The sequence below is a fragment of the Proteiniphilum sp. X52 genome (assembly GCF_003712195.1).
Classification (GTDB): Bacteria; Bacteroidota; Bacteroidia; order Bacteroidales; family Dysgonomonadaceae; genus Proteiniphilum.
Map to the genome: position 1 here is coordinate 53,929 of NZ_RDSD01000003.1, position 12,612 is coordinate 66,540.

Annotated in this window: 11 protein-coding genes; 8 read left to right on the forward strand and 3 right to left on the reverse strand. The window is 45.2% G+C overall.

The annotated features are described in order from the left end of the window. Positions 1 to 218: 218 nt before the first annotated feature. From D7D25_RS03895 to D7D25_RS03905, 3 genes are all read right to left on the reverse strand, one after another. Positions 219 to 1,196 (reverse strand): FecR family protein, encoded by a 978-nt coding sequence (locus D7D25_RS03895; RefSeq protein WP_122967657.1) that lies wholly within the window; start codon positions 1,194 to 1,196, stop codon positions 219 to 221. 69 nt (positions 1,197 to 1,265) lie between these two features. Beyond that, positions 1,266 to 1,850, reverse strand: a complete 585-nt coding sequence (locus D7D25_RS03900) for an RNA polymerase sigma-70 factor (protein WP_122967827.1) — start codon at positions 1,848 to 1,850, stop codon at positions 1,266 to 1,268. 176 nt (positions 1,851 to 2,026) lie between these two features. Beyond that, positions 2,027 to 2,533 carry a lipocalin family protein gene (locus tag D7D25_RS03905; protein WP_185140216.1) on the reverse strand — a complete coding sequence of 169 codons (507 nt, stop codon included), beginning with the start codon at positions 2,531 to 2,533 and terminating at the stop codon, positions 2,027 to 2,029. 421 nt (positions 2,534 to 2,954) lie between these two features. On the opposite strand from D7D25_RS03905, the gene D7D25_RS03910 reads away from it, so the two are divergent. The 8 genes from D7D25_RS03910 to trpA all read left to right on the forward strand — a co-directional run bounded on the left by D7D25_RS03910 (position 2,955) and on the right by trpA (position 12,021). Continuing rightward, positions 2,955 to 4,031, forward strand: coding sequence for a metallophosphoesterase (locus tag D7D25_RS03910; protein ID WP_122967658.1), 1,077 nt, complete (start codon positions 2,955 to 2,957; stop codon positions 4,029 to 4,031). A 564-nt stretch (positions 4,032 to 4,595) separates the two neighbouring features. Further along, on the forward strand, positions 4,596 to 5,771 hold the full coding sequence (trpB, locus tag D7D25_RS03920; protein WP_122967660.1) for a tryptophan synthase subunit beta: 1,176 nt from the start codon (positions 4,596 to 4,598) through the stop codon (positions 5,769 to 5,771). A 137-nt stretch (positions 5,772 to 5,908) separates the two neighbouring features. Continuing rightward, positions 5,909 to 7,315 (forward strand): anthranilate synthase component I family protein, encoded by a 1,407-nt coding sequence (locus D7D25_RS03925; RefSeq protein WP_122967829.1) that lies wholly within the window; start codon positions 5,909 to 5,911, stop codon positions 7,313 to 7,315. Positions 7,316 to 7,326: 11 nt separating this feature from the next. Further along, complete coding sequence (locus D7D25_RS03930; RefSeq protein ID WP_122967661.1) at positions 7,327 to 7,896, forward strand: aminodeoxychorismate/anthranilate synthase component II; 570 nt, start codon at positions 7,327 to 7,329, stop codon at positions 7,894 to 7,896. Positions 7,897 to 8,294: 398 nt separating this feature from the next. Beyond that, entirely contained in the window at positions 8,295 to 9,290 is a 996-nt protein-coding gene (gene trpD / locus D7D25_RS03935; RefSeq protein WP_122967830.1) for an anthranilate phosphoribosyltransferase, read from the forward strand. Positions 9,291 to 9,462: 172 nt separating this feature from the next. Beyond that, complete coding sequence (gene trpC, locus D7D25_RS03940) at positions 9,463 to 10,263, forward strand: indole-3-glycerol phosphate synthase TrpC (protein ID WP_122967662.1); 801 nt, start codon at positions 9,463 to 9,465, stop codon at positions 10,261 to 10,263. A gap of 166 nt (positions 10,264 to 10,429) precedes the next feature. Further along, positions 10,430 to 11,041: a phosphoribosylanthranilate isomerase gene (locus tag D7D25_RS03945; protein WP_122967663.1), complete on the forward strand. Its 612-nt coding sequence runs from the start codon at positions 10,430 to 10,432 to the stop codon at positions 11,039 to 11,041. Positions 11,042 to 11,250: 209 nt separating this feature from the next. Then, a complete protein-coding gene (gene trpA, locus D7D25_RS03950) occupies positions 11,251 to 12,021 on the forward strand; it encodes a tryptophan synthase subunit alpha (protein WP_122967831.1) in 771 nt (256 codons plus the stop codon). Positions 12,022 to 12,612: the final 591 nt, after the last annotated feature.

A 12,612-nucleotide genomic window follows, 5' to 3' on the forward strand; every position in this document is an offset into this window, starting at 1 on the left:
AAATATTGTTTTAGGTAGCCGGATAAAAATGGATGACCAATTCCTTAACCTGCTACTTAGAATACAAAAGAGTGAAATAAAACCGCTAATCTGTTAGCGTTTATTAGGGTTTTTTAACAATAAAGACTCTGGTAATTATATCCCTCTTAAATTTCGAAAGCCATCTTATTCCTACTCGAGCAGAGACCTATAGATGTTTCGCGGGACACCCATAGCTTTTATTCTTCGTAATACAATTCAATGGTTGTGCCGTTCATTTCGTAATGCATGGGAGAGGTGAGAGAGAGTATATCCAAGGTATTACGGATACTATTGCTGCCTAATGTTCCGGAAAAACGAATGGAACGCAATTCATCGGATACGAAACGGATATCAACGTTAAATACGCGTGATAAAGTGTGGGCAATTTCTTCGAAAGAACGGTTCTGGAAATAGAGGTTGCCGTTTTTCCATTCCACGAAATCGGAAGCATAGACTTTGTCGGTGGTGAGAGTGTGATTAGTTTTATCGTATATTGCCCGTTCATTCTCCTCCAATATATATTCTTGTCCGTAGGCTGACACTTTCACCTTTCCTTCGAGTAAGACCGATGAGAAGAACTGTTCGGTGTCATAGGCGCTTACATTAAAAGCCGTTCCCAATGCCTGGATGTCCATTTCATTCGTCTTGACGGTAAAGGGCTGTTTTTTATCTTTTGCCACTTCGAAATAGGCTTCACCGGTGAGATATACATCACGTTCTTTTCGGCTGAACGTTTCATTGTAGGTGAGTGAAGATCCGGAGTTTAGCCAAACCCGGCTGCCATCGGCAAGCGTTATTTCCGCCTTTTCGCCCTTGCCGGCGGTAACGGTCACAGGGGTTCCGTTTCCCGCGATATTGGCGTTCATCAGGAAATATACAGAGAATGCGGAGATAAGAGGTAGGACAAAAATAGCGGCCCACCGTAGCGATCTTCTCCCTATTGGTTGGGCGAAGAGCGGTTTCTTTTTGACAGGGATAGAGGTGCGGATGCGCTCATACATACGGTTCAACGTTTCTTCGTCCATCCCCGGATCGGCATTTCTCAAACCCTCTTCCAGCATAGAGTGGATCTGCCGGTCATGCCGGAGCATTTCGGCGAGAAGTTGCTCTTCCGCTTCCGAAGCCTCGTCACGCAGGTATTTTTCAAAAAGCTCTATATGTTGATTTTTTCTCATTATCTCTTTTGTCTGTCTGTTTATTAATACAGTTTATGGTCGGTTTTCCACTAATCCGTCAATCATTAATTATGTTAAATTGAGGAAGAGCATCGATAAGAGGAATAGTTTGTCGTAATTCTTTTCGAACTGTTTTCGTATAAATTTTGTCGCGAGTGAAAGTTGTGTTTCAACCGTACTTATAGATATATGCATCATCTGGGCGATCTCCCTGGTCGATAATTCCTCCTTCCTGCTCAATATGAAAATTTTCTTGCGTGAGGGAGGTAATTGTTCGATTAACTCATCCACATAATTTTCAAGCCATTTCCGGTCGGTTTCTTTTTCGGTAGCGGTATCATAGGCCGGCTGTTCTTTCAATAGCAGTTGCTGATAGAGAAATTCCACTGTTTGGCGCTGGTATTTATTCATCAGCATATTTTTCGCGATGGTTGAGAGATATGAGAGGATCGATCTTTCCGGATCGATCTGTGCCCGAACTTCCCATAATTTGATGAAGGTGGCTTGTACGATCTCTTCCGCCATGTAAGTATCACCGCGTGAAATAGTCATAATGAAGTTGTAAAGCTTTCCGGAATATTGCGCGTAAATATTCTCGAAAGCTTTATCCGACCCGTTAGTCAATGCTCTGAGTTCTTTAACTTCATCAAACATATCGGTTTCTTTTGTTCCCAACCGTAGATCATTCGCATTGCCTTCACTTTGATCCGCGCTTCCCGTCTTTCAGCAATCGGAGCCTTTCTGGATCCTACCGTGTATTTCCCGTCTGCAGAGCGCGTGTGTTTGTTTGCTCCCTGCCCTCATCACTTATGGCAATGTGCCGGAGACTTTCATTTGTCATGTTTTACCCAGATAAGTTTCTCGGTTTTAACTCCAATTTCTTTTGCTTTCCGGAGATAATCTTTTCGTATCTCTTCGGGGATGGTTTTTTCACGGGAAAGTATCCACATGTATTTCGGGCTTTTGCCGATGACGAGGGCATATCTGTAGTCTTTATCCAATGCAACCACATTATATCCGGCATAGAACGGTCCAAAGAACGACACCTTGAGTTTGGCGATATCGGGTGACTCCACGAATTTTGCTTTCCCAATAGCCTCTTTCCATTCTTTTTTTACGTAATTATAGCCACGGTTTACCACTTTTATAGTTCCGTCCTCGTTCAGGGAGTATTCCGCAGTTGTATTGTTCAGGTCTTTCTCGAATTTAAAATCCAACCGGGCTATTTCGTACCATTTGCCAAGATATTTGTCCGCATCGAAAGGCGACACGGCTTGTACCCCTTTCGGTATTGTCGCACAGGCTCCTGAAAAGAGAAGAGCCAGCATGAAAGGCATGGCGCCCGTGACAATTTTCCATTGGGTAATATTTACTTGCGGCTGTATAGCAAATCTTTGTTTGTTATCGGTACATCGGCTATGTATGCTGCGGAGGATTCCTTCCATGAAAAATGTAAGTTGCATAATTCAGAATTTTAAAATGTGAAGTTCAGAAATAAGATGTCAGCACGTGGAAGACAAAACTCATAATTGAGAACCTGGAGATTTTTGAATATAAAATCCACAGATATTGAATCTGAATTAATACTTGCCGCAGTCAAAATCCACATAGTCAAATCTTAATCTGAAAAGTAAACAACGAAAATACAAAAAAGATTTCTTTTCCGCAAACTTTGAAGTCAATGTGGCTGGATTATGTTATATTTGCATATCCGTGTTTTGATTTACCTTTTGTTATACAATTAATGAATTGAATATTATGCGTAAAAAATCGTTGTTACTCCTTTTATTTGTTTCTGTCTTATGTTTTACACTCTCGGCACAACAGAACGATTATACCAAACCTTCGCTGAGTGATGGGGACTCGTGGAGCCTTATTCTTCTTCCCGATGTGCAGACCTATGTGAAATTCGATTACAATCAGCCGATTTTGGATCTGATGCTTGCCTGGGTAGTAAATAATATGCAAGTATTGAATACAAAGATGGTGTTGTGCCCGGGAGATCTGGTGGAGCAGAACGACCTTTTCAATCCCAATGGCAGGGTTGTAAACCAGACAAGTGTATCCCAATGGGAGGCCGTATCCGCGGCTTTCGGACGTTTAGACGGGCAGCTGCCCTATATCCTGGCCATCGGTAATCACGATTATGGCATTGTGAATGCGGAAAACCGTCATACCCATTTCGACAAATATTTTCCGCCTAATAAGAACCGGTTGAATCAGAAGATGCTCCGTGAGGTGGGAATGAATGTCGAAGGGAGACCTACGCTGGCAAATGCAACCTATGAGTTTGTCAGTCCGCATGGAAGGAAGTTTCTGATACTTGTGCTGGAATTTGCGCCGCGTGACGAAGCGCTGGAATGGGCGAAAGGTGTAATTGAAAAAGAGCAATATGCGGATCATACCGTGATCCTACTCACGCATTCCTATATGGATAGAAACAACAAGCATATCGTGCATGAAAATTATAAGATTCCCGGCCCGAACTACGGGGAGGCCGTATGGCAGAAGTTAGTGAAACCCTCGAAGAATATCCGGATGGTTTTTGCCGGTCATATTGGAGTTCCCGACGATCCCAAAGGTCATACCGCTTTCAGGGTAGATGAAAATGCGGGAGGAAAAAAGGTGAGTCAGATGGTGTTCAACGCCCAGGCCCTTGGTGGAGGATGGCATGGTAACGGTGGCGACGGCTGGTTGCGTATCCTTGAGTTTTTACCGGACGGAAAAACCATAAAGGTAAAGACTTTCTCGCCTCTGTTCGCTATTTCCCCCACCACACAGAAATATGCCTGGAGGACCGAAGCTCACGATGAATTCACCTTTGAGCTGGATTAGACTAATGTTAATAAAGGGAACGCATTGAAACGTTTATTCTTTGAACTTTATTCGTTCAAAGGCAATTGATGGTCAACTTTTTATTATGGACAGTGCGAAGTTAATCTTTTGAAAAGTTATTTATGGCAAACAATAGAGAAACAAAAAGAACTGTACGATAAAATTTTATATGGACTTGAAATAGCTTACGAGAGATTAATTAATGAGATGCGTGTTGATTGTGAATATTGTATGGTTGTTTAGCCGATGATTAATGTTAAAAACGAAAAAAAAGTTGCATCATAATCACAAAACACTTTTCTTTGCAAACAAAATTCAGCGAAAATGAGCAATTCATTATTAAACGGATATTGGTGGCGCTACTTACAACTCCCGAAGTCGTAAGGAAGAGCATCATGCGTTTATAGTGAATCAGAAATATAAAAAGCCTGTCGCAATCCTGCGACAGGCTTTTTTCATTAATAGAGCCGGTTTGCATAGTGAAATGAATGGGGAAACGAATAAGTCCCATTATAGGATCATCCACCGGATAGTAGTTTGGGAAATAATTTAACAATTTGATATATGCAAAATTATGCAATTGACGAAAAAGGGTATTACGGAGACTTCGGCGGAGCGTACATCCCCGAGATCCTGCACAAATGTGTGACCGATTTGAAAGAGTCGTACCTCCGCATTATGGAGAGCGAACACTTCCGGCAGGATTATGCGCAGTTGCTCCGCGATTATGTGGGACGTCCCTCCCCGCTATACCATTCGAAACAACTTTCCGGGCGGTATGGCTGCAAGATATACCTGAAACGTGAAGACTTGAACCATACGGGCGCGCACAAGATCAACAATACGGTCGGACAGATATTGATTGCCCGTGAGATGGGCAAAACACGTATTATCGCCGAGACCGGCGCCGGACAACATGGAGTGGCTACCGCCACCGTCTGCGCACTGATGGGGATGCCCTGCACTGTCTACATGGGAAAGACCGATGTGGAGCGCCAGCAGGTGAACGTGAAAAAGATGGAGATGCTGGGGGCGAGAGTCGTGCCGGTCACTTCGGGCAACATGACGCTTAAAGATGCGACCAATGAAGCGATACGCGACTGGTGTACCCATCCGGGTGATACCCATTATATCATTGGATCGACGATAGGGCCGGATCCGTATCCGGATATGGTTGCAAGGTTACAGTCGGTCATCAGTCGTGAGATAAAAGAACAACTTGAACGGGAAGAGGGACGCGATTATCCCGATTATCTCTTTGCCTGTGTCGGCGGAGGAAGCAACGCGGCAGGAACGATCTACCATTATCTGAATGACGAGAGGGTGCGTATTGTGCTGGCGGAAGCGGGCGGGAAAGGGGTCGATAGCGGCGAATCGGCGGCGACCATTCATCTGGGAAGTGCCGGCGTCATTCATGGTTGCAGGACACTCCTGATGCAGACCGAAGACGGACAGATCACCGAACCTTATTCAATCTCCGCCGGACTGGATTATCCCGGTATCGGGCCTATACATGCCCATCTCGCGTCGACAGGGCGCGCACAGGTATTGGCCATCAACGACGATGAGGCATTACAGGCCGCTTTTGATCTTACCCGCAACGAAGGGATCATCCCGGCGTTGGAATCAGCCCATGCCCTGGCGGCACTCGGAAAGGTTACATTCTCTTCCGGCGATATTGTGGTGTTGACACTATCGGGAAGGGGAGAAAAGGATCTGGAGACTTATTTTAAGTACTGAAGTTGAAAGTGTTTTTAATTACCAATTACCAATTATTCAAATTACTAATTACCCCAATGGATCGGTATGAGGCATATCCTAAATAAAAACTCTTGTGTCTTGTGTGTTGATTCTTGGCTCTTATGTCTAAAAAACAGATGAAACTGAAATTTAAAACCAATAGTAAGAAGATAATGGGTGACCTGCACACGCCGGTCAGTATTTACCTCAAAGTAAGAGATGCTTACCCCCAGTCGGCGCTTCTGGAGAGTTCCGATTTTCACGCCAACGAGAACAGCGTGTCCTACATCGCATTGAAGCCAATCGCACGGGTGGAGGTGAACAGAGGGATATGCACATTCCTTTCTCCGGACGATAAGGAGGAGCAAAAGCCGCTGTCAGGCGATTTTACCATCTCCGACGCGCTAAGAAATTTTATTGATCGCTTTGAGGTGACGGGCGACAATGAAGACCAGTGCGGACTGTTCGGTTATACTACATTCAATTGCGTGAGATATACCGAGAATATCCCTGTGCGTGAAAGCAAGGAGGCAAGGAATGATGCCCCTGACATGCTTTATATCCTCTATAAGTACCTGTTGGTATTCAACCATTTTACCGATGAGATTACCCTGATAGAATTATTGGAAGAGGGTGAGATAAGTAAGCTCTTCAAGGTGGAGTCGCTGATCAATCAGCGCAATTTTGCCACCTACAACTTCTTTACAGAAGGAGCGGAGCGGAGTACTATTACCGACGAGGAATACAAGCAGTATGTACGCAGCGGGGTGGAGCATTGCCTTCGCGGCGATATTTTCCAGATAGTGCTTTCAAGGAGATTCATTCAACCTTTTTCAGGTGACGACTTCAAGGTATACCGGGCACTGCGTTCCATCAATCCCTCGCCCTATCTCTTCTATTTTGATTTCGGCGGATTCCGTATCTTCGGATCATCGCCCGAGACACATTGCAAGATCCGCGGATCACGTATCAGTATCGACCCGATTGCGGGAACCACGAAGCGGACCGGCAATTATCAGGAAGATATGAAAGCGGTGGATTTTCTCTTGAATGACCCGAAAGAAAATGCCGAACATGTGATGTTGGTCGATCTGGCGCGTAACGATCTGAGTAGGAATGCCTACGATGTGGAGGTCGATTTTTTCAAGGAACCACAATTCTATTCGCATGTGATACACTTAGTGTCACGCGTGAGTGGTCAACTCAACCAGGACGCTGATCCTGTCAAAGCCTTTTTTGATACTTTTCCGGCCGGAACACTCTCGGGAGCGCCCAAGATACGTGCCATGCAGCTTATCTCCGGGATTGAGTCGCACAACCGTGGCGCTTATGGCGGATGTATCGGTTTCGTCGGACTGAATGGCGATCTGAACCAGGCTATCACTATCCGTACTTTTGTAAGCAGAAACAATGAGTTGTGGTATCAGGCCGGCGCGGGTGTTGTTTCACAAAGTAACGACGAGTATGAGTTACGCGAAGTGAATAGTAAGCTGGGGGCACTGAAAAAAGCCATCGATATGGCGGTCACATTGTATAACGCCTAAACTATTTGGAAATGAGCAGGATACTTATTATAGACAACTACGATTCGTTCACCTACAACCTGGTGCATGCGGTAAAGTCGTTAGGATATAACGAGGTGGACGTGGTTCGTAATGACAAGATCGATCTTTCATCGGTAGCGCAGTATGACAAGGTTATCCTTTCCCCTGGCCCGGGTATCCCCGAGGAGGCGGGTTTGTTGCTGCCATTGATTGGACAATATGCCGGAACGAAGAGCATATTGGGTGTATGTCTCGGCCATCAGGCTATCGGAGTGGTTTTCGGCGCTACATTGGAAAATATTCCGTTTGTCTTTCATGGTGTACAGACAAGGGCAAAGATCACCGGAAATGATTATCTCTTTCACGGCTTGCCGGAGGAGATCCTTGTGGGACGCTATCACTCATGGATCGTATCGGGGGAGAATTTTCCTTCGGAATTAGAGATCACCGCATTGGATGAGGCGGGCAGTATTATGGCGATGAAACATAAGCGGATTGATCTGCATGGAGTGCAGTTCCATCCCGAATCGATACTCACCCCGGAAGGGATTCACATTATAAGGAATTTTATTGAAAGCTGAGGGGGTTTTTAGTTGGAACTATTAGAACTTAGAACTTAGAACTAAGAACTAAGAACTTGGAACTAAGAACTAAGAACTTGGAACTTAGAACTTAGAACTTGGAACTGAGAACTTAGAACTTGGAACTGAGAATTTAGAACTAAGAACTTGGAACTAAGAACTGAGAACTGAGAACTTGGAACTGAGAACTTAGAACTAAGAACTTGGAAATGAGAACTAAGAACTGGGAATTTAGAACTTGGAACTGGGAAATTAGGACGAAGAACGTAAGAATGAGGAATTAGACCGTTAAGTTGTTGAATTCTCAAACCCAAATCTCACACAGTCTCTTAAGAATTAAAAGTTGCAACGCATTTTTTGAACGGTGGAAAGGTTCTGGAATGCTTTATCCTAAAGAAATGAAAGAAATATTATATAAATTATTCGATTACCACTACCTCTCACGCGAAGAGGCCAAAGAGGTGTTGTTCTCAATTGTAAACGGTGATGTGGCCGACACCCAGATCGCTTCGCTTATCACCTCTTTCCTGATGCGGAGTATCTCGGTGGATGAAATACTGGGCTTCCGCGATGCGCTGCTCGATATGCGGGTGGGAGTAGATTTGTCTGATTATGGGGCACTCGACATCGTCGGAACCGGAGGAGATGGGAAGAACACTTTCAATATCTCTACAGCCGCCTGTTTTGTGGTTGCCGGTGCGGGGTATAACGTGGTGAAACATGGGAATTATGGCGCTACTTCCATCAGTGGCGCCAGTAACGTGATTGAGCAGCAGGGAGTGAAGTTCACCACTGACAGTGACAAACTCCGTAAAAGTCTTGATGAGTGTCATATCGCTTATCTGCACGCACCTCTGTTCAGTCCCGCTTTGAAAGCGGTCGCGCCGGTAAGGAAAAGCTTGGGGGTACGTACCTTCTTCAATGTATTGGGCCCATTGGTAAATCCCGTGCAACCCCAATTCCAGATGCTGGGGGTTTATAACCTGGGTATGTCGCGTTTATACGGATATATCTATCAGGAGGAAAAGAAAAAATTCTGTATCGTCCACAGTATGGACGGTTATGACGAAATATCTCTTACAAGTCAGTTCAAAGTGATCACCAACAAGGGAGAGCAACTTTATATTCCCGAGGAACTCGGTTATCGGCGGGTTTCCCAGGAAGAATTGTATGGTGGCAATACGCTTGAGGAGGCTTCGCGGATATTCCGGAATGTGTTGCATGCCACTGCCACAGAGGCGCAGACGAACGCAGTACTGGTCAATGCTGCTTTCGGTATTCAGACGATTGAGCAGGAAAAACCGATCGGAGAGTGTCTCGAGATTGCCAAGGACTCGTTGTATGAAAAAAAGGCGTTGAGATCCCTGGAAAAATTTGTTGAGATGAATGGTTGACCGGGAGACGAGGAGATTGTGGAGATTGTGGAGAGGAGGAGATTGGGAAGACTGGGAAGACTGGGAGACTAAGGTGGCTGGGTAAAAGCAGGGCATTTTAATTAGCACATTGGCACATTGGCACATTAGCATATTGGCACATTGTCACATTAGTCACATTAGCACATTAATTATGTTGGATATATTAAGTGAAATTATCGCTCACAAAAAAGAAGAGGTTACCGGGCAAAAAGAGCGACTGCCTTTGTCCCGGCTGGAGAAAATGTTGACGGAAACAAGGGATATTCCCTTTTACTCAATGAAGGAATCATTGAAGAATTCTCCGTCGGGGGTTATCGCCGAGTTCAAACGGCGTTCTCCGAGTAAGGGTTGGTTGTTCCAATCTGCCGATGTGGATGAGGTTACGAAGGCTTATGAATTGGCAGGCGCTTCAGCGCTGTCGGTACTGACGGATGAGAAATATTTTGGCGGAACGATGAACGACCTGCGACAAGCCACCGGGGGTGTGAAGATACCGGTGATGCGGAAAGAGTTTATTGTGGATGAATACCAGTTGTTCGAGGCTAAACTTTCCGGAGCGAGTGCAGTATTGTTGATTGCCGCGGCTATTACCCGGGAGGAATGTAGACGATTCACGGAACTGGCGAATCAACTGCAACTGGAAGTGCTTTTGGAACTGCATGATGAGGGGGAGGTCGGCCATGTCGGGCCGCTCAACAGCCTTGTCGGTGTCAACAACCGTAACTTGGGGAGTTTTGTGACCGATCTGAAAAAATCGTTCAGGATGGCTGATCTATTGCCCAAAGAGGCGGTATGGATTTCTGAAAGCGGCATATCGGACGCGCGCATTGTGAAGGAATTACGGGATGCGGGTTACCGGGGTTTCCTCATCGGGGAGTATTTTATGAAAAGCGGCAATCCGGGGCAAAGCCTGAAGGAGTTTATCGAACAAGTTATTCGGCAGGACCAATGAGACGAATATGGCAAACAACGTTCACTGGAGTGAAACCTAATTAACTGTGGCAACCCCGATAAATCGGGAAGCAGTGACTGATGTGATGATTTGGCCAATTCGTAATTGGTAATTGGTAATTGGTAATAAGTAATTGGTATTGGGTGTTTGGAGATTGAATAAAAATATGATAATCAAAGTATGCGGCATGCGGGAGGCAGCCAACGTGCGTGAGGTGGAACAGTTGGGTGCGGATTGGATGGGATTTATCTTCTATCCCCAGTCACCACGTTATGTGGGAGAAGTGTTGGCTTATCTCCCTGAGAGGATGAAGAGAGTAGGGGTGTTCGTTAATGAAGATTCCGACCGCCTTCTTGCACTGGCCGAAAAAAACCGGTTAAATATCCTTCAACTGCATGGCAATGAATCGCCCGATGATTGCAAAGCGTTGCGGGAAAAAGGGTTTCCTGTGGTCAAGGTATTCGGGGTCACAACCGATAAACCATTCCCCTGGGGACTCACCGAGCAGTACGAAGGTTGTTGCGACTATTTCCTTTTCGATACGCGTACGAATCTTTATGGCGGTTCAGGCAAGAAATTTGGATGGGAGATCCTTTCGGGTTACCGGGGAGGTACGCCTTTTCTGTTGAGCGGAGGTGTTTCACCCGAAGATGTGGAGGCCGTAAAACGATTCTCACATCCGAAATGTGTGGGTATCGACCTGAACAGCGGATTTGAAACCTCACCCGCCGTCAAAAACACACAGTTATTACGGAGATTCATAAGTGCATTTCGTTAGAAACAGTGGCAAGGAAAATAAACGGCACAATTATACAAATATTTCGGTGGAATTGAAACAGTCTCTTGGTTAATAGCATAATAATTCACTGAGTAATAAAGCCGGAAACATACTTCTTTTAAGTTGGGTAGGCTGTGAAGGGAGAAAGCAAAGTGAATGCTTTTTAGGAGTTGCGAAGAAAAAGATAAAATCAAATGGAAAATCAGATAATGAACAGAATAGATCGATTGTTTGAAGAAAAAAAGAGCGGTATCCTGTCGGTTTACTTTACGGCCGGATATCCTCAATTCGATGATACCGTAGAGGTGATCGAGGCGTTGGAAAAACAAGGTGTGGATTTGATAGAGATCGGTGTGCCGTTCAGTGATCCCATGGCCGACGGGCCGGTGATCCAGGCGTCGGGAGCCCGGGCATTGGAAAACGGCATGAGTGTGAAACGTCTTTTCGGACAGCTGGCCACGATTCGTGAAAAGGTGTCGATTCCGCTGGTATTGATGGGATATCTGAACCCGATCATCCAGTTCGGATTCGACAATTATTGCGCGGAAGCGGTGAAGTGCGGCATCGATGGGCTGATCATCCCCGACCTGCCCTTTACGGAATATATGGAGCGTTATAAACCGGTTGCGGAAAAATATGGATTGCATGTCATTATGCTGATCACGCCGGAGACATCGGAAGAGCGGATCAGGTTGATCGATGAACACACCTCCGGATTTATTTATATGGTTTCCACCGCTTCGGTGACCGGAGCTAAGAATAGTTTTGGTGACCAGAGTCTGGCCTATTTCCGTCGGGTGAATGCAATGAAACTGAAAAACCCCCGTCTTATCGGTTTCGGTATTTCTAATAAAGATACGTTTGATGCCGCTTGTCGGGAAGCTTCGGGAGCCATCATCGGAAGTAAATTCATTTCCCTACTGGGCAGTGAAAAGACCATTGGAGGGGCAGTGAAGAAATTGGTGGAAGCCATCCGTTGAGGAAATTCGTTTATACCATTAGGCGGGCCTCATTGCTGACAGCAATCCGCCGCACGCCTATTGCCTTTATGTTTAAAGAAAAAATTACCGCCCGGCAGGTAATCGGAGCGGTGATCAGTATCGCGGGAGCAAGTATTTTTTTTATAAGGAACCACCCGGCGTAGATTATATTTCGGGATCACAATCTCCCATTCGGTAACGGCTTTCAATCCGACAATGCCGCTTTTCTTGTTTTTTTGTAAATTGCAAATCTGTTAATTAATGTAAGTGATAAATGAAAATAAGTTGCTAACTTCGTCTTTGGATATTAAGAATTATCTTATTTTTGATGAACAAAAGTTACCCTGTTGTCTTTACATGTTAATAAATGGATAATAGTCGGTATTGTAAAAACTATGTTTCTCTATTATTAAACCGAAGTTTCATTGTCTTGCCGGCGCGATACTCGTTATCACCGTGATGACCGGATGTAACTCCCGGCAGTCCGGGTTTTCAGCCTTGTTGGAAGATGCGGAACGGCTTATGGAGAGCCGCCCCGTCAGTGTCCTGATATTGATTGATTTCCTTTTTTATCCTGAAGAAAGACTTAGC